The sequence below is a fragment of the Paraburkholderia oxyphila NBRC 105797 genome (genome assembly GCF_000685075.1).
GTDB classification, from domain to species: Bacteria; Pseudomonadota; Gammaproteobacteria; order Burkholderiales; family Burkholderiaceae; genus Paraburkholderia; species Paraburkholderia oxyphila.
On record NZ_BAYD01000005.1, the window covers coordinates 140,683 to 157,844 of the forward strand.

Below are 17,162 nucleotides of genomic sequence, written 5' to 3' on the forward strand. Positions count from 1 at the left end.
AGCGCCTTCAAACTCAAGCGGCGGACATGCGAGCCCTGAGGCGCGGCGACATGAAGTCGAGGAAAGCGCGCAGCTTCAACGGCAGGGGCGCTTGTCCCGCATGCACGATGCTGATGGGCAGGGGCGCCGATTCAAAAGCGTCGAGCACGATGCGAAGCTGGTTGGCGCGGATGGCATCGGCAACCTGATAGGACAACACACGTATTAGCCCCACGCCGAGGATCGCGGCGCTAATGGCGGCGTCCGCCGTATTGACGGCGAGCCGCGGATGAACCGGCACGCTTTGCTCCGACTTGCCGGACCCGAACGCCCAGGCGCGCATGGACGCGAGGGCCTCGAAGGTAATGCACGCGTGGCCGGCGAGATCGGCTGGCTGGGTGGGCACGTCATGCGTGGCCAGATAGGCGGGGCTGGCACAGATGACCCGGCGGACCGTTCCAACCCGCGTCGCGACCAGCGTGCTATCGGGCAACTCGCCAATGCGGATCGCGACGTCCGCGTGTTCATCCATCAGATGGACTACGCGATCGGTCAGCAGGAGATTGATGTCGATCTCCGGATAGTGCGCGAGAAACTCCGCAACCACCGGCACGACGTGCAAGCGGCCGAAAGCGATGGGCGCGGTCACCACGAGCTCGCCTTTGGGCGCGGCGTACTCGCCGGTTGCCGCGCGCTCGGCTTCGCCAATGTCTTCCAGAATGCGCCGGCATGCCGCCACGTACGCGCTTCCCGCATCCGTCAATGCAAGCTTTCGCGTCGTGCGGTGAAACAGACGCGTTTTCAGATGTGATTCCAGTTCTCCGACCTTCCGGCTGACCGTTGCGAGCGGCATGTCGAGCCGGCGCGCGGCGGCCGAGAGACTGCCCGCATCGGCAACCACAACGAGGATCGCCATGGCGTCCAGGCGATTCATGGAGCCTCTCAAATTCCGGAAGGTTGAATCCTGATCGTGAGGGATTCTCTTCGTAAATGCAAGCGCGTACCGTTGGAGCCTGAATCTGGCATCGCGGCATGTCGCTGCCAGCACCCGAGAAATCGAATCAAAGAGGAGCTTATTTTGCGCGGCTTACCCAACCCCCCCGAAAGTCCAGCTACGCCCGCACTGGCGTCGCGCGGCAAAATCGTCATGATGGCGATCGTCGCTGGAGCGGTCATCACCAACATTTATTGCACCCAGCCCATCCTGCCGCTGATTGCAGCGGATCTGCGGGTCGACGTGACGAGCGTCGATCTCGTCGCGGCGGCGGCGCTGCTCGGCTTTTCGAGCGGGCTGGCGTTGCTGTTGCCGCTTGGCGACCGCTTCGACCGGCGCAAGCTCGTGCTCGCACAAATCGCCCTCGCGTTCGCCTTTGCCGCGCTGGCGGCAATGGCGCCCGGCATCTGGGGGCTTGTCGCGGCTTCGTTCGGTCTTGGCATCGTGAGCTGCGTTCCGCAGCAGCTGGTGCCCTTCGCGGCCGTCATGTCGTCGCCGGGTGAGCGAGGGCGCAATGTCGGCACGGTCGTGAGCGGCATCATGGTGGGCATCCTCGTGGGCCGCACGGTCGCCGGCGTGATTGGCGCGGCATATGGCTGGCGCGCGGTGTACGGTGCGGAAGCCGCATTCATGGTGCCAGTCTGGATCGCGGCCGCCGCGCTCCTGCCGAAGGGGGTGCCCTCCACGAGCCTTTCGTATGGACGCCTGCTCGCTTCGCTGTGGCCGCTCGTTCGGGACCATCGTCCGATTCGTGAATCGATGATGATTCAGGCGTTGCTGTGGGCCTGCTTCAACGCCTTCTGGGTCAATCTCGCCGCGCTGCTCGCGAGCGGGCCCTGGCACCTCGGCAGCGGCTGGGCGGGCGGCTTTGGCATCATCGGCGCGGCTGGCGCGTTCGCCGCCTCGCTCGGGGGCAATGCCACCGATCGGCTGGGCTTCCGCAAGGTCATCGGCGCAAGCATCGGCATCGTTACGTTGGCCTACCTGCTTCTCTCTGGCGCGGGCACGTCGCTCACGCTGCTGATCGCGGGCGTGATCGTGCTCGATATCGGCGTGCAGTCCGGTCTCGTGTCCAATCAGACTCGCGCTTTTTCGGTCGATCCCAAAGCGCAAGGCCGCATCAATAGTCTCTACATGACCGCCACCTTTTTGGGCGGCGCCGTTGGCGCGACGGTCAGCGGCTGGCTGATGAGCCGCTTCGGCTGGACGGGCATCGTCGCGTTCGGGGTCGCAGTCGGGATCGTTGCTTTGGCCATTCACTGGATCGGCACGCCTCGGGATAGTGCGGCGAGGGTGCCGTCTAGCGCGGATTAAGGTGTGATGTGATTCGACGGCCCGGAGGACTTTATCCGGGCCGCTAGCCTGTTTACGGAAGTGGGAGCGGCGATGTGGGGCTTGGGGACTGGATCAACGCGGCTCAACGCGGCGCATGATTTGCTGCTGAACGACCGAATGGCCGCGGCCCCGTCTCGGGGGCGCGGCCGATTTCAGTGGATTAAATGGCCTAGTGACCGGCGCTCTGGCCGCCGTCCACATGCAGGATCTCGCCCGTCACGAACGATGCCGAGTCGAGATAGAGAATCGCATTGACGATGTCGCTCATTTCGCCCATGCGCCCAACGGGATGCAGCGCCGCAAGCGTCGCATGCGTTTCGGCAGGATGCATCGGCGACTTGATCACCCCCGGCGCAACGGCGTTGGCGCGGATGCCAGCGCGCGCATACTCGATGGCGAGCGATTTCGTCGCCGCGTTCAGGCCGCCCTTGGTGAGCGAGGCGAGCACCGAAGGGACGTTGCTGTTCGCCTGTTCGGCGAGCGTGGTGGTGATGCTGACCACATGCCCACTGCCATGCTTCTGCATCGCTTCGATCGCGTACTGCGTAATGTGGAAGAAGCCGTTCAGGTTGACGTTCAGGATTGCTGCATAGTCGTCCGCCGTGTACTGCGTGAAAGGCTTCGCAATGAAAATACCCGCGTTGTTGACGAGCGTATCGACGCGCCCGAAATGCTCGATGGCGGCATTGACCACCCGGCGCGCGGTTGCGGCGTCGCCGATGTCGCCGGCCACGGCGACATAGTCGGCCTCGGCGGCCGGCGTGATGGAACGAGCCGTGGCGACGACGCGATGGCCTTGCGCGCGGAAGGCTTTGACGGTTTCAGCGCCGATGCCTTGCGACGCACCGGTGACGATGATGACTTTGGAAGTGCTCATGTGTGTATCTCACAGGATGGATGACCCGGCCTGCTGGCCGTTCGAATCGACGGATCCGATGGACGAGGACTGTAGGCGCATCCGTTTCGGATTCGAACACACGCCATGGACAAAGAGACTTGCGTCGCAAGAACAAATGGCGGCGCAAATGCGAGGTGGCAAAGAGATGAAGAAAGCCCGGCTGGGGTCTGCACCTGCGCCGTCCCGATCGCCGAATTCCGCTAAGATCGACGCGGCATTCACAGACTGAGGCGACCGCACAGGCACACACGCAATGGACCGTATTGACGCCATGAAGGTATTCGTCGCCACGCTGGACGAGGGGAGTCTGGCGGGCGCAGGCCGCCGGCTCGGCCGCTCGCCCGCGGCGGTGAGCCGGGCCATCGCGTTTCTGGAGGAGCACACCGGCACGCCGCTGCTGTACCGCACCACGCGCACGATCCGGCTGAGCGAGGCGGGCGAGCGCTATGCGCTGGCGTGCCGGCGCATTCTCGCCGACCTCGAGGAGGCGGACCTGCTCGCCACCGACGAGCGCTCCATGCCGCGCGGCCTGCTGGGCGTGACGGCGGCCGTGGCCGTGGGCGAAGACGTGCTGCTTCCGATGATCGACACGTTTCTCGAGCGCCATCCAGACGTGTCTATCCGCCTGCATCTGCTGGACCGGCCCGTGAGCCTCATCGACGAGGGCATCGATGTGGCGCTGCGCATCGCGCATCTGCAGGACTCGACGCTGGTCGCCATACCGGTGGGCGACGTGAGGCGCGTGGTGGTCGCGTCTCCCGAGTATCTCGCCACGCATCCGGCTATCGAGGCGCCCGCCGATCTCGCCAGCCACACGATCGTTTCGATGACGCATTTCGGGCTCGACTCGTGGAGCTTTCCGGCGGCGCGGCAGACGGCGCTGCCACAGGTCGTGCAGTTCTCGCCGCGCTTCACCGTCAATACGATCCGCGCGGCGCTGGCCTCCGCCGTGGCGGGGCACGGCGTCACGCGGCTCTTTTCCTATCACGTGGCGGAGCAGGTGAAGGCCGGGGCGCTCAGGATCGTCTTGCGCGACAACGAGCACGCGCCGCTGCCCGTGAATCTCGTGACGCCGCACGGGCGGCTTGCAGTGCCCAAGGTGCGCAGCTTCGTCGACTTCGCTGCGCCGCGGCTGCGCGAGTACTTCGAGCAGGCGCGGCGGATCACGGATGCGGATTGAGTCTTCAGTCGACCGTCATGCGGAAGAATGACTTCCGCGCCGTGTCGATTCTCTCGCGGTGTGACCTAATCTAGACTGGCCTCCATGTTCATTGGGTGCTGCAAAGCACCCGCTACGGGAGTCAGTCATGCAACAAGGGGTTTCGAGCCTGGCCGCGCCGCGCACCTTCGCAGAGCCGCATCCACGCAGCTACGCTGAACGTAACGTCCAGTACTGGCGGCGCAATCTCATCGTCTGCGTGTTCGGCTCGTTTACGACGCTCGTCAGTCTCAGCATGCTGCTGCCGTTCCTGCCGCTCTATGTGCGACAGCTCGGCGTGAGCTCGCAGTCGGCCGTGATCCAGTGGTCGGGCGTGGCGTTCGGCGCGACCTTCCTCGGCACGGCGCTCACCGCGCCGGTGTGGGGGCGCATGGCAGACCGCTTTGGCCGCAAGCCCATGCTCGTGCGCGCGGCGATTGGCATGGCCGTGGTGATGTCGTTGATCGGCGTGGCGCACAACGTGTACGAACTCGTCGCGTTACGGCTGATCGCCGGGCTGGTGGGCGGCTACGCCTCGGCATCCACGGTGATGGTCGGCACCCAGGCGCCGCGCGAGCGCGCGGGCTGGGCGCTCGGCATCCTTTCCACGGGCGCGCTGGCCGGCAATCTGGTCGGGCCGCTGGTGGGCGGGGTGCTGCCCGACTGGATCGGCATCCGCGGCACGTTCTTCGCGGGCGGTGCGATGATTGCAGTGGCGGCGCTCCTGACGATCTTCGTGGTGAAAGAGGAGTTTCATCCGGCGAGCGACGCAAGGGCCCATGCACATGGTGCGGCCGCGGCGAGCGTGCGCCGTCCCGACTACGCCGTGGTGGCGGCGCTGCTCGTGACCGCGATGATGGTGCTGCTCGCCAACATGTCGATCGAGCCGATCATCACGGTCTACATTGGCAGCCTGGGCGTGAACGCGGGTCACCTCGCACGCGTGGCGGGCGTGGTCATGGCGTGCTCGGCGCTCGGCAGCATGCTCACGGCAGCGCGCCTCGGCGCACTGGCCGACCGCTTCGGCAGCTGGCGCGTGATCATTGTCTGTCTCGTACTCACGGGGCTCGCGATGGTGCCGCAAGCGTTCGTCACGCACTGGTGGCAGCTCGCGGCGCTGCGCGTGGTGATGGGCATGACGCTCGCGGGCCTCTTGCCGTCCATCGGCAAGCTCGCGCGGCAATCAGTAGACGAAAGCAAAACGGGCACCCTGCTCGGCTATCTGCAGTCGGCGCAATTCAGCGGCCAGGTGGTGGGGCCGGTGATCGGCGGCGTGATCGGCGTGCACTTCGGCCTGCACGCGGTGTTCTTCGTGACCGGCGCGCTGCTGATCGTCTGCGGGGGCCTGGCGCAGTGGGCGCGCGGCCGCGCTCGGGCCTGATACGCTGGCAGGCATACGGAAACTGGAACGCATCCGGAGGTAAAGCAACATGAGCACACAAACAGGCGAGCGGACGTTGCTGCGCGCACTCGGCATACAGAAACCGATCGTTCAGGCACCCATGGCGGGCGTCACGACGCCGGCGCTGGCCGCCGCCGTTTCGAACGCGGGCGGGCTTGGCTCGCTTGGCGTGGCGGCGATGAACGCGGAGAACGCGCGCAAGGCGATCCACCAGACGCGCGAGCTCACAGTCAGACCGTTCAACGTCAACGTGTTCTGCCATCGCCCGGCCACGCCCGACGCGGCCGTCGAGCGCGCGTGGCTCGACTGGCTCGAGCCGGTCTTCCGGCAATACGGCGCGGCGCCGCCGCAGTCGCTCTCGGAGATCTACACGAGCTTCGTCGTCGACAAGTCGATGCAGGCCATGTTGCTGGAAGAGAAGCCAGCCGTGGTGAGCTTCCATTTCGGCTTGCCGCCCGACGCGGTGATCGCCGCCCTCAAGCACGCGGGCATCCGTTTGGTTGCGAGTGCAACGAATATCGAAGAAGCGGCTGCGGCCGTCGAAGCGGGTGTCGATGCCATCGTCGCTCAGGGCGTCGAGGCGGGCGGACATCGCGGCGTGTTCGACACGGCTGCGCGCGACGAGCGCCTTGGCACGTTCGCCCTCACGCGCCTCCTGGTGAGCGAATTCGACGTGCCCGTGATCGCGGCTGGCGGCATCATGGATGGCGCGGGCATTGCGGCGGCGCTCGCGCTCGGCGCGCAGGCGGCGCAACTGGGCACGGCGTTCGTCGCCTGCCCCGAAACTTCGATCGACGACGGCTATCGCCGCGCGCTGCTCAGCGACGCGGCGCGCCATACGACGTTCACCGCGGCCATTTCGGGGCGCCCCGCGCGCAGCATCGTCAATCGCTTCACCACGCTCGGCGAGGACCCGCAGGCACCGCGCACGCCGTCCTATCCGATCACCTACGACGCGGGCAAGGCGCTGAACGCGGCCGCGAAGGCCACGGGCGAATTCGGCTACGGCGCGCAATGGGCTGGGCAGGCTGCGCCGCTCGCGCGCTCGCTGCCCGCCGCGGAACTGATGGCGCAACTGGAGCGCGAGACGCGAGAGAGCATCGAACGATTGCAGTCACTGCCATCCGCCTGGGGCTGACTGGGCACGTGAACATCGGCCCGCGCGGTTGAGACGAGGGCCGATGTTTCATACCCTCGCGAAACCGTGGCGGGCAGAGTAGAAGCGCGGGACTGGAAAACGCGGGCACACAAGCATGCAACGCAAATTCGACGATCTGTTGCTCGGCAGCATTGAACTGTTCTGCCTCGCAGCGGAACTGGGCAGCTTCACGCTGGCGGCCAACGCGGCGAGCGTGACGCCCGCCGCGGTGAGCCGTTCCGTGGCGCGGCTCGAAGAGCGGCTCGGCGTGCGGCTCTTCGTGCGCACGACGCGCCAGATTCGGCTCACCGATCCTGGGCGGCGCTACTTCGAGCAATGCCGCCTGGCCCTCTCGCAGCTCGTGGATGCCGAACGCGAAGTGACGGGCGAGCAGAGCACGCCCGCCGGCGTGCTGCGTATCAGCATGCCGACTCCGTATGGACACTATCGCGTGCTGCCGCTGCTGCCCGCGTTTCGCGAGCGCTATCCGCAGGTCCAGGTCGAGGCGCATCTGAGCAATCGCAACATCGACTTTGCCGACGAGGGTTTCGATCTCGCGATACGCGGGCGCGCGCCGGCTGACTCCAGCCTGGTGGCGCGCAAGCTCGAGGATGCGGAGCTGGTCGTCGTGGCGACGCCTGGCTACCTCAAGCGAGCGGGCGTGCCAAAGACCGTGGCGGACCTGCAGGCCCACGAATGCATACAGTTCGAACTGCCGAGCAGTGGACGCAATCTCGCATGGACCTTCGAGGGATCGTCAGAAGATGGCGACGTGCTGACGAACGGCAGTTACGGGACATCCGGCGACGCGCTCGCCGGCGTCACGCTCGCGCGTGCCGGCGCGGGCCTCTTTCAGACCTATCGCTTCGTGGTGGAGAACGACCTGCGCGAAGGCAGGCTCGTTGAGGTGTTGCACGATGCGGGGCGCCGCACGCGGCCGTTCATCCTGCTCTACCCGCATGCGCGCTATCTGACGTCGCGCGTGCGCGCTTTCGTCGACTTTCTGGTGGAGCAGTTGTTGACGGTCGCGGTTTCCGCCAGCCGCGACCCCAGATAGCACGAGCAGTGGCTGCCATTGAAAGTGGCCGAATGTCCCGCCGATATTCCATGGATGAAACGCCAGCCCGGATTTGAATCTGGCGGCACGGCGATTCATCAGCACAGAAAGGTGTAATGGCCCGATATTAAAGGGCATTGGGAGAAACCTGTAATTTTCGGGCTTCGCGCTTCAGGCTGATCGAAAGAGACGGTCGGCAACTTTATTGGGCCGTCGCGCCATTGCCGGACAATTTGTCCACCCCAAGAATCTCACTCATCGCCAACCGCCTCCCAGGCGGCAGCAAACGGCGACTTCTGGGGAGACAAGCGCATGCAATTCACACTGAACGGCCAGCCATTCGAGTTCGATGGCGATCCGGACACGCCGCTGCTGTGGGTGATCCGCGAAGCCGCGGGACTGAGCGGCACCAAGTACGGCTGCGGCATCGGCGCGTGCGGCGCCTGTACCGTGCACCTCGAAGGCGAGGCCACGCGCTCGTGCGTGCTGCCGGTCTCGGCGGTCGCTGGGCGCGCGATCACCACCATCGAAGGGCTCGCGCCCGATGCGTCGCATCCGGTGCAGCAGGCGTGGATCCGGCAGGACGTGCCGCAATGCGGCTATTGCCAGTCGGGCATGGTGATGGCCGTGGCCGCGCTGCTCGAGCAGCACCCGCACCCCACCGACGCGCAAATCGACCAGGGTGTAACGAACCTGTGCCGCTGCGCGACCTATCACCGTATTCGCGAGGCCATCCATGTCGCAGCGAACGCCTGAGCGCATGCGCGACGCCCATGGCGCGTATGGCGCGCAGGGTGCTCATGGTGCAGACGCCGCGAGCGCGCGCGCACCGCAACGCGAGAGCCGCCGCGCCTTCCTCAAGACCGGTCTTGCGATCGCGGGCAGCCTCGTGCTGCCGCTCGCTTTCAGCGATTACGTGGAGGCCGCCGAGGACGGCACGCGCTTTCGCGAGATCAACGACTGGGTCCGCGTCGATCCCGATGGCCGCACGATCATCGGTCTCTCGCAGGCCGAAGTGGGGCAGGGTGTCTACACCGGGCTGCCGCAATTGCTGGCCGACGAGATGGACGCCGACTGGCGCCGCGTGAGCGTGGCATTCGTCACGGGGCGCGACGCCTATCGCATTGCGGCGGCGAACGAGCATCCGCAGCAATTCGTGGGCGCCTCGATGTCGGTCACCATGTTCCAGCAGCGTTTGCGCATCGCGGGCGCCCAGGCGCGCGAGGCGTTTCTCGCGGCCGGCGCGCGGCGCATGGGCGTGCGGCCCACGCAGTGCGCGACAAAGAGCGGCCGCGTGATCCATCTGCAAACGGGGCGCTCGCTGGGATATGGCGAGCTGCTCGCGGACGCGGCGCAACTGCCGCTCGATCCGCAGCCGCGCCTGAAGGCGCAGTCCGCGCGCACGCTCATCGGCCAGCCGCTGCACAAGCTCGACGCGCCCGCGAAGGTGAACGGCAGCGCCGTGTTCGGCATTGACGTGAAGGTGCCCGGCATGCTCGCGGGCGCCGTGAAAATGGCGCCCACGCTCAACGGCAAGCCCGTGGCCGTGCGCAACCGCGACACGGTGCGGGCGTTGCCCGGCGTGGTCGAGGTGGTGCCGGCAAAAGACGCCGTGATCGTGGTGGCGAACACCTGGTGGCAGGCGAAGAAGGCGTGCGACGCGCTCGACGTGCAATGGCAAGACAGCGGGCCGCCGGCGGACAGCGCGGCGATTCTCGCCCAACGCAAGGCCGCGCTGATGGCGGAACATGCGGTGGCGGCCACGCGCATTGGCGACGCGCCGGCGCAGTTCGAAGCCGCCGCGGGTAGCAGATCGGGCTCGCAGGGCACGCACGACGCGCCCACCGGCGCAAAGGTGATCGAAGCCGACTACCACACGCCGTACATCGTCCACGCGACGATGGAGCCCGTGAACGCGACGGTGCATGTGCGCGAACACGAGATCGAAGTGTGGGGCCCGATTCAAGGCCAGGACAAGGTGCGCTGGACGCTCGGCGCCATCTTCAAACTGCCGCCCGAGAAAGTGATTGTTAACACAACGTTCCTCGGCGGAAGCTTCGGACGCAAGTACGTGCCCGATTTCGTGATTCACGCCGCCGTTGCCTCGAAGGCCGTGGGCCGCCCGGTGAAGGTGGTCCGCTCGCGCGAGGACGATATCCGCCACGGCTTCTACCGCCCCGGCGTTTCGGCGCGCATGCGCGCCGTGCTTGGCGCCGACGGCTATCCGAGCGCGATGCACTTGCGCGTGGTGGGGCAGTCGTTGTACTGGTCGATCAAGCGCGACTACTTCGAAAAGGCGGACGGCTGGGACGAGACCATGCTGGACGGCCTCTACGACCTTGGCTATGCGGTGCCGAACTTGCTCGTCGATTCGGTGAGCGTCGACCAGCATATTCCCGTGAGTTTCATGCGCAGCGTGGGGAGCACGTCCAGCATCTTCTTCCTCGAGAGTTTCGTGAACGAGCTCGCGCACGCCGCGCGCATCGACCCGCTCGAGTATCGGCGCACGCTGCTGCGCGACGACCTGCTCGCGCTGCGCGTGCTCGAGCGCACGGCCGCCAGGGCGAACTGGGCGCGCAGGCCCGCGCCGGGCCTGTATCGAGGGCTCGCATACTGTCTCTACACGGGGCGCGGCGGCGCGTTCACGACTTATGTCGCGATCGTGGCCGAGCTGCGCATGGTGGACGGCAAGGCGAAGCTCGAACGCGTCGTGTGCGGCATCGACTGCGGCCAGGCGATCAATCCGATGCTGATACGCGAGATGGTGGAGGGCGGCATTGGCTTCGCGCTCACCAACACTTTCAAGAGCGAAATCACTTTCAAGGACGGCGCGGTGGTGCAGGAAAACTTCTCCGACTACCCGCTGCTGTACCTCTCGCAGATGCCGAAGATCGAAGTCGAGATCGTCGAAAGCGATCGCACGCCGCAAGGCTGCGGCGAGGTCGTGCTGCCGCCCGTTGCGCCCGCCGTGGCCGCCGCGTTGTTCGAGGCGAACGGCACGCGCCTGCGGTCCATGCCGATCGAACAGGCGCTGGCCTGAGCGTCAAAGCGTATTTTCCCCACAAAAGACTGTCGATCATGATACGGATTCCTTATTTGATCATCGCGCTCGCGGGCGCGTTGTTTGCCGCTGGCGCGCGCGCCGAGCCCCCAGTCGATGCGGCCCGCGCCCGCCAGATCGCCACGCAGCACGCCTGCTTCGGCTGTCATGCGGTGGACAAGAAACTCGTGGGACCGGCCTGGCGTGACGTGGCCGCGCGCTACGCGGGCAAGCCAGGTGCTGCGGCCACGCTCGTTGCCCATATCCAGAACGGCAGTTCGGGCACCTGGGGCGCCGTGCCGATGCCGCCCAACGCAATCAGCGCGGGCGACGCGCAAGCCGTCGTGCAATGGATTCTTGCGGGCAACAAGACTGACTGACGCGAGCGGCCGCGTGGGCGGTCATGCATGCACGCATACCAATAAGCATTACTGATCAATATCGGAGACACGTCATGAAAAAGCGGATCGCGGCAGTATTGCTCGCCGGCACGTCGGCGCTCGCGTGGGGACAAAGCAGCGTCTCGCTCTACGGCATCGTCGACACGGGCATCGAGTACTACAACAACGCGGCGAAGGGCGGCTCGTTCGTGGGCATGCCCTCGCTCACGGGCGAGGTGCCGTCGCGCTTCGGCCTGCGTGGCCAGGAGGATCTGGGCGGCGGCTACAAGACCTTCTTCGTGCTGGAGAGCGGCTTCGCGCCCAACAGCGGCGCGCTCAATTACGGCGGCCGCCTGTTCGGGCGCCAGGCGAATTTGGGCGTGACGAGCGACTACGGCACGCTCACACTCGGCCGCCAGATGAACATGTCGATGTACGTGCTGTTCAACGCGGACGTGATCGGCCCCTCGATTCATTCGATGGCGAGCTTCGACAGCTATCTGCCGAACGCGCGCAGCGACAACGCCGTGGGCTACCTCGGCAAATTCCACGGCGTGACGGTCGGCGGCACCTATAGCTTCGGGCGCGATGCGGCGGGTCCGGCCGGGCCTTCGGCAACCAACTGCGCGGGGCAGATTCCCGGCGACGCCGTGGCCTGCCGCCAGTACACGATGATGCTCGCCTACGACAACGCATGGGGCGGCGCGGCGGCCTCGTACGACGTGATGTATGGCGGACCGGGCGCCTCGGCGCCGCTCGTGAGCAGCGCCGACACCGACAAGCGCGCGATCGTCGACGCCTATGTGAAGTTCGGCGCGGCCAAGGTGGGCGGCGGCTGGATACGCCGCAACACCGCGGCGGCGGAACACGCCCAGTCGGACATCTTCTTTCTCGGCGCGGAGTATTACGTGACGCCCATGTTCGCGCTCGACGCGCAGGCGTTGCGCTACATCTTGCGCGATCATTCGGATTCGACGCTGCTGGTCGGGCGCGCAAACTATTTCATCTCGAAGCGCACGACGCTTTATGCTTCGCTGGGTTACATGATGAACAGCGCGCTCGCGGCGAACGCCGTGGCCGCGGCCGGCACGGTGACGCCGGGCGCGAACCAGTTCGGCGCGATGATGGGCATCCAGCAGCGCTTTTGACGCCGCACGCCATGTGCGGATAGAAAGCACCCGAAACGGAACGGAGAGGAGCAGATGGCGACAGACCTGTTGAGCGCCGCGCTGGCGGATCTGCGCGCCGACGCCGTGGTGACCGGCCACTTCTCGCTCGCGGCGCCGTGGGCGTTCGTGAAGCCGGCGGTCGAGGGCGCGGCGTTCAGGACCGCCTTCGGCGGCCCGTACACCATCATCGTGGAGGGCATGGAGCCGTTGCGCGTCGAGGCGGGCGACTTCGTGCTGCTGCCGCACGGCCACGAGCACGTGCTCGCCTCGGCGCCCGGTGTCGCGCCGGTGCCCTTCGACGATCTCGTCGCGCGCGAGGGCATCCGCCCGAGCTTCGACACGCCCTTGCGGCTCACGGCGGGTGGCGGCGGCGAGGTCTGCGACCTCTATACGGGCATCGTGTTTTACCGCGAGGCGGTGCGCAATCCGCTGTTCTCGGTGCTGCCGCCGCTCATTCATGTGCGCGCCAACGATCCCGCCGTCGGCCCCTGGCTAGCCGATACGCTGATGGCTTTCATCCGCGAATCGATGGCGTGCCAGCCGGGCTGGGCGGTCGCGGCGGCGCGCCTCGCCGACGTGCTGTTCGTGCAGTTGCTGCGCGCGCATCTCGCCTCGGCGATCAGCCACACGGGTTGGCTGCGCGGTCTGATGGATCCGCAGATCGGCCGTGCGATCGCGCAATTGCACCGCCACCCGGAGCGCGACTGGACCGTCGAATCGCTGGCGGCCACGGCCGGTATGTCGCGCTCGCGCTTTAGCGCGCGTTTCGTCGAGCTCGTCGAAGAAACGCCGATCGGGCATCTCACCGCCTATCGCATGTATGTCGCGAGCGGCGCGCTGCGCGATTCGCGGCGGCGCCTGATCGAGATTGCGACGAGCGTCGGCTATGCGTCGGAGAAGGCGTTCATTCGCGCGTTCCGGCGCTGGTCGGGCATGGCGCCCAAGCAGTACGCGCGCAGCATGCGCGATCCGCACGACGCGCCCTACGCGCCTGGCGTGCCCTATGGCGCGTGAGCCGGCATGAACTCGAACGAGGGCGTGGGCACGAACTTGTCCGCGGTTTCGCCGGAATACATCTGGCCGGCGTCGATCGTGAGTTTCATCACCGGTGCGCCGGGCTTCAGGTTCAGCTTGTGCAGCGAGACCCAGAACGTATCGGGGCGCGTAGCCGAATCGAAGTAATAGACGAGGTTGGTCTGATCCGAGACCGTGCGCCAGATCGTGGAAGACAGATTGGGCATCTCGGGCGTGCGGATGCCAAGCGGCACGCTCACCGAACGCATCACGCTCATCACGCTCGCGACCTGCTGAAACGCGCCGTTCTGCATCGGCACGCCGGCCATGTAGTTCGGATCGGCGCGCCTCGGAATGGCGTCGAGCAGGAACGACGCGCGCACGAAGCGGTCGGCGGCGCGGTTCGTGCCCGGCAGGAAGCTCAGCCCGCCAATGCCCTTCCAGTACGCGTCGAGCGCGAGCTGCTCGCTGTAGATCGGCGAGTTCGTCATGATCCGGTAGGCCTTGCCGTGATGGATCACGAGCTTGCCGTCGAGATATTCGAGGATGGCGGAGTCGCCGCTCGCATCGGAGAGCGAGAGATGGATCGTGACGGGTTTGCCGTCGGGCAGCGGCGGCGCGATGATCTGGAACGGCTCCTTGCCGAGCGCCTCAATCGCCTCGCTTACGCTCGCGTAGTTGTCGAGCACGTATTGCGCCCACAGGCTGATCGCCATGGGCGGGCGGCCCGAGCCGGGCTTGCCGTAGTCGGTCTCCGCGAGGTAGAGCGCATTGGCCACGAGGCCGCGCTCGTTCATGCCGTCCACGCTGCCGATGTCGTAGCCCGAGACCACCACGCTGCCGTATTTCGAGCGCCAGCGCGGTGAATGAGGGCCGGCCTCGCCATCGCGATCGATGCCGGCGGGGAAGACCCAGAGATTCGAGCGCATGTCTTCGGACCAGTCCATCGAGCGGCCCGTGATGACGAGACCGTTCTCGCCCATGTAGAGCGCGCGCGTGCAGGCCGGCGCGATGCAGGCCCAGAGCAGCGCGCCCGCGGCGAGGATCGACGCGGCGGCGGAGGTGGCGGCGCGCCGCGGAGGGCGTGCGAGTTTTGGCTTGAAGTGGGGCGTGAAGCGGGACGCAAAGCGGAGGCGGGGCGCAAAGCGGGACATGAGGCGGGACGCGAAGCGGAATGTGAAGCGGGACATGATTGCGCGCTCCAGAGGCGGGATTGGCCGGGCAGGGCAGCGCCGATCATGCCACGGAAGTGGCGGCGCCCGCGTCGTGCGTGACCACGCAAGCCTGCACGCGCCGCGCTTCACGCATGGCTTCGCGCGTGACGTCGCGCCGTGCCCGGTATCGGGCCGCTCAGGCCTTGCGTGCCTTGAGCTCGAGCGCGAGGAAATCGACGAACGCGCGAATCCGCGTGGACATCTGATGACGCTGCAGATAGACGGCGTAGATGTCCGCGTTGGGCGTCTCGTACTCGGGCAGCACTTGCACGAGCCGGCCGTCGGCCAGATAGTCGGCGATGTCCCATTCGGCGCGCATCAGGATGCCGTGTCCCTCCAGCGCCCAGCGCACGGCGATCTCGCCGTCGTTGGTGGTGAGATTGCCGTTGATGCGCACCGCCTCGGTCTTGTGCGTCGTGCCGCGCCCCGACGCGAGGCGCCAGACGCCGTAGGCCTCGTCGCCCTGACGTATGCCGATGCAGTTGTGGCGCGCAAGTTCCTGGGGCGTCGCGGGCAGCCCGTGCTGCGCGAGATACGAGGGCGCCGCGCAGAGCAGGCGCCGGTTGGCCGCGAGGCGGCGCGCCACCACGCGCGTGTCGGGCGGCTCGCCAAAGCGGATGCAGACATCGAAGGTGTCGTCGGTGAGCGGCGGCGGCGCCACCGAGAGCTGCAACTGCACCGTGACCTGCGGATGCTTCGCCACGAAGCGCGAGATGGCCGGGCCCACGTGGCTGCGCCCGAAGCCAAGCGTCGCGTTCACGCGCAGGAGGCCCTTGGGGCTCTTCTTCGCGCTGCCGAGCAGCTCGGCCAGCTCGTCGATTTCGTCGAGAATGCGCCGCGCGCGCTCGAGGTACAGTTCGCCCTCGGGCGTCAGCATCATGCGCCGCGTGGTGCGGTTCACGAGCGGCACGCCCGCGCGCTGCTCCATCTGCGTGAGCCGCTTGCTCACGGCGGCGGCGGTCAGGCCCAGCTCGCGCGCCGCCGCGCTCAGGCTGCCCGCCGCCGAAAGCGTGGAGAAGAACGAGAGATCGGCGGGATGCACGGCGTCCGTCATGATCCGCACTTGTGAATTGAAGTTAAGAATGCTTTGAGTCTAGCACCGGTTGCGGCGCTTCAGGTTCGGTAAAGTCGGTCCCACATTCAATCGAAGGACGTGGAGACGGACACCATGAAGACCTATCGCATCGCAACCATTCCTGGCGACGGCATCGGCAAGGAGGTCGTGCCGGCAGGCAAGGCCGTGCTGGAGGCGCTCGCGCGCACGAACCGCTCGTTCGCCTTCGAGTTCGAGAACTTCGACTGGGGCGCCGACTACTACCGCGCCAACGGCGTGATGATGCCCGCCGACGGCCTCGACCAGATCCGCGACAAGGATGCGATCCTGTTCGGCTCCGCGGGCGACCCCGACGTGCCCGATCACATCACGCTCTGGGGCCTGCGCCTGAAGATCTGCCAGGGGTTCGACCAGTACGCGAACGTGCGTCCGACGCGCATCCTGCCCGGCATCGACGCGCCGCTCAAGCGCTGCGGCCCGGATGACCTGAACTGGGTGATCGTGCGCGAGAACTCCGAGGGCGAATACGCGGGCGTGGGCGGGCGCGTGCACCAGGGCCACCCGATCGAGGCGGCCACCGACGTCTCGATCCTCACGCGCGCCGGCGTCGAGCGCATCATGCGCTTCGCGTTCCGTCTGGCGCAGTCGCGTCCGCGCAAACTGCTCACCGTCATCACGAAGAGCAACGCGCAGCGTCACGCGATGGTGATGTGGGACGAGATCGCCAACCAGATCGCCGCCGAATTCCCGGACGTGAAGTGGGACAAGGAACTCGTCGATGCCGCGACCGCGCGCATGGTGAACCGGCCCGCCACGCTCGACACCATCGTCGCGACCAACCTGCACGCGGACATCCTGAGCGACCTGGCCGCCGCGCTCGCGGGCAGCCTCGGCATCGCGCCCACGGGCAACATCGACCCCGAGCGCCGCTATCCGTCGATGTTCGAGCCGATCCATGGCTCGGCGTTCGACATCATGGGCAAGGGCCTCGCGAATCCGGTGGGCACGTTCTGGTCGGTCGTGATGATGCTCGAGCATCTGGGCGAGCAGGCGGCCGCGCAGCAGGTGATGGCCGCGATCGAGCGCGTGACGGCGGACCCGGCGTTGCACACCGGCGACCTCGGCGGCAAGGCCACCACGGCGCAGGTGACCGAGGCCGTGTGCGCGCTGATCGAAAAGGTGGCCGTGGCGGCCTGAGCCATCGGCCATTGCTGCCTGATTGGCTGCTGGATTGGCTGCCCGGCGGCGCGTGTGTATATACAGACGAATTCACTACGACACACGCACGCG

At 66.8% G+C, this 17,162-nt stretch carries 15 protein-coding genes; 11 read left to right on the plus strand and 4 right to left on the minus strand.

The genetic code is table 11. The features are described from left to right. Positions 1-13: 13 nt before the first annotated feature. On the minus strand, positions 14-913 hold the full coding sequence (locus BO1_RS04630) for a LysR family transcriptional regulator (protein ID WP_028216560.1): 900 nt from the start codon (positions 911-913) through the stop codon (positions 14-16). Positions 914-1,057: 144 nt separating this feature from the next. On the opposite strand from BO1_RS04630, the gene BO1_RS04635 reads away from it, so the two are divergent. After that, the gene (locus tag BO1_RS04635) at positions 1,058-2,287 is read left to right on the plus strand and encodes an MFS transporter (RefSeq protein WP_043283773.1); all 1,230 of its coding nucleotides are present in this window, start codon (positions 1,058-1,060) and stop codon (positions 2,285-2,287) included. A gap of 190 nt (positions 2,288-2,477) precedes the next feature. Here BO1_RS04635 and BO1_RS04640 read toward each other — a convergent pair whose 3' ends face one another. Next, on the minus strand, positions 2,478-3,185 hold the full coding sequence (locus tag BO1_RS04640) for an SDR family NAD(P)-dependent oxidoreductase (RefSeq protein WP_028216562.1): 708 nt from the start codon (positions 3,183-3,185) through the stop codon (positions 2,478-2,480). Positions 3,186-3,459: 274 nt separating this feature from the next. Between BO1_RS04640 and BO1_RS04645 the strand changes: the two genes are divergently transcribed. The 9 genes from BO1_RS04645 to BO1_RS04685 all read left to right on the plus strand — a co-directional run bounded on the left by BO1_RS04645 (position 3,460) and on the right by BO1_RS04685 (position 13,604). Continuing rightward, positions 3,460-4,386, plus strand: coding sequence for a LysR family transcriptional regulator (locus BO1_RS04645; RefSeq protein ID WP_028216563.1), 927 nt, complete (start codon positions 3,460-3,462; stop codon positions 4,384-4,386). A 127-nt stretch (positions 4,387-4,513) separates the two neighbouring features. After that, a complete protein-coding gene (locus BO1_RS04650) occupies positions 4,514-5,785 on the plus strand; it encodes an MFS transporter (RefSeq protein WP_028216564.1) in 1,272 nt (423 codons plus the stop codon). Between the two features lie 49 nt (positions 5,786-5,834). After that, complete coding sequence (locus BO1_RS04655) at positions 5,835-6,944, plus strand: NAD(P)H-dependent flavin oxidoreductase (RefSeq protein ID WP_028216565.1); 1,110 nt, start codon at positions 5,835-5,837, stop codon at positions 6,942-6,944. A 115-nt stretch (positions 6,945-7,059) separates the two neighbouring features. Then, on the plus strand, positions 7,060-8,001 hold the full coding sequence (locus tag BO1_RS49650) for a LysR family transcriptional regulator (RefSeq protein WP_043283776.1): 942 nt from the start codon (positions 7,060-7,062) through the stop codon (positions 7,999-8,001). 312 nt (positions 8,002-8,313) lie between these two features. Beyond that, positions 8,314-8,757, plus strand: coding sequence for a (2Fe-2S)-binding protein (locus tag BO1_RS04665; RefSeq protein ID WP_028216566.1), 444 nt, complete (start codon positions 8,314-8,316; stop codon positions 8,755-8,757). A gap of 4 nt (positions 8,758-8,761) precedes the next feature. Further along, the gene (locus BO1_RS49655; protein ID WP_043283809.1) at positions 8,762-11,041 is read left to right on the plus strand and encodes a xanthine dehydrogenase family protein molybdopterin-binding subunit; all 2,280 of its coding nucleotides are present in this window, start codon (positions 8,762-8,764) and stop codon (positions 11,039-11,041) included. Between the two features lie 38 nt (positions 11,042-11,079). Further along, positions 11,080-11,421: a c-type cytochrome gene (locus tag BO1_RS04675; RefSeq protein ID WP_028216567.1), complete on the plus strand. Its 342-nt coding sequence runs from the start codon at positions 11,080-11,082 to the stop codon at positions 11,419-11,421. A gap of 74 nt (positions 11,422-11,495) precedes the next feature. Continuing rightward, positions 11,496-12,569 carry a porin gene (locus BO1_RS04680; protein WP_028216568.1) on the plus strand — a complete coding sequence of 358 codons (1,074 nt, stop codon included), beginning with the start codon at positions 11,496-11,498 and terminating at the stop codon, positions 12,567-12,569. 54 nt (positions 12,570-12,623) lie between these two features. After that, a complete protein-coding gene (locus tag BO1_RS04685; protein WP_028216569.1) occupies positions 12,624-13,604 on the plus strand; it encodes an AraC family transcriptional regulator in 981 nt (326 codons plus the stop codon). On the opposite strand, the gene BO1_RS04690 is transcribed toward BO1_RS04685, so the two are convergent. Further along, positions 13,592-14,794: a linear amide C-N hydrolase gene (locus tag BO1_RS04690; RefSeq protein WP_245643709.1), complete on the minus strand. Its 1,203-nt coding sequence runs from the start codon at positions 14,792-14,794 to the stop codon at positions 13,592-13,594. The two genes, BO1_RS04685 and BO1_RS04690, sit on opposite strands and share 13 nt — an antisense overlap. 160 nt (positions 14,795-14,954) lie before the next feature. Beyond that, positions 14,955-15,872 carry a LysR substrate-binding domain-containing protein gene (locus tag BO1_RS04695; RefSeq protein WP_028216571.1) on the minus strand — a complete coding sequence of 306 codons (918 nt, stop codon included), beginning with the start codon at positions 15,870-15,872 and terminating at the stop codon, positions 14,955-14,957. Positions 15,873-15,986: 114 nt separating this feature from the next. On the opposite strand from BO1_RS04695, the gene BO1_RS04700 reads away from it, so the two are divergent. Further along, positions 15,987-17,069, plus strand: coding sequence for a tartrate dehydrogenase (locus BO1_RS04700; RefSeq protein WP_028216572.1), 1,083 nt, complete (start codon positions 15,987-15,989; stop codon positions 17,067-17,069). The last annotated feature ends 93 nt before the right edge of the window (positions 17,070-17,162 follow it).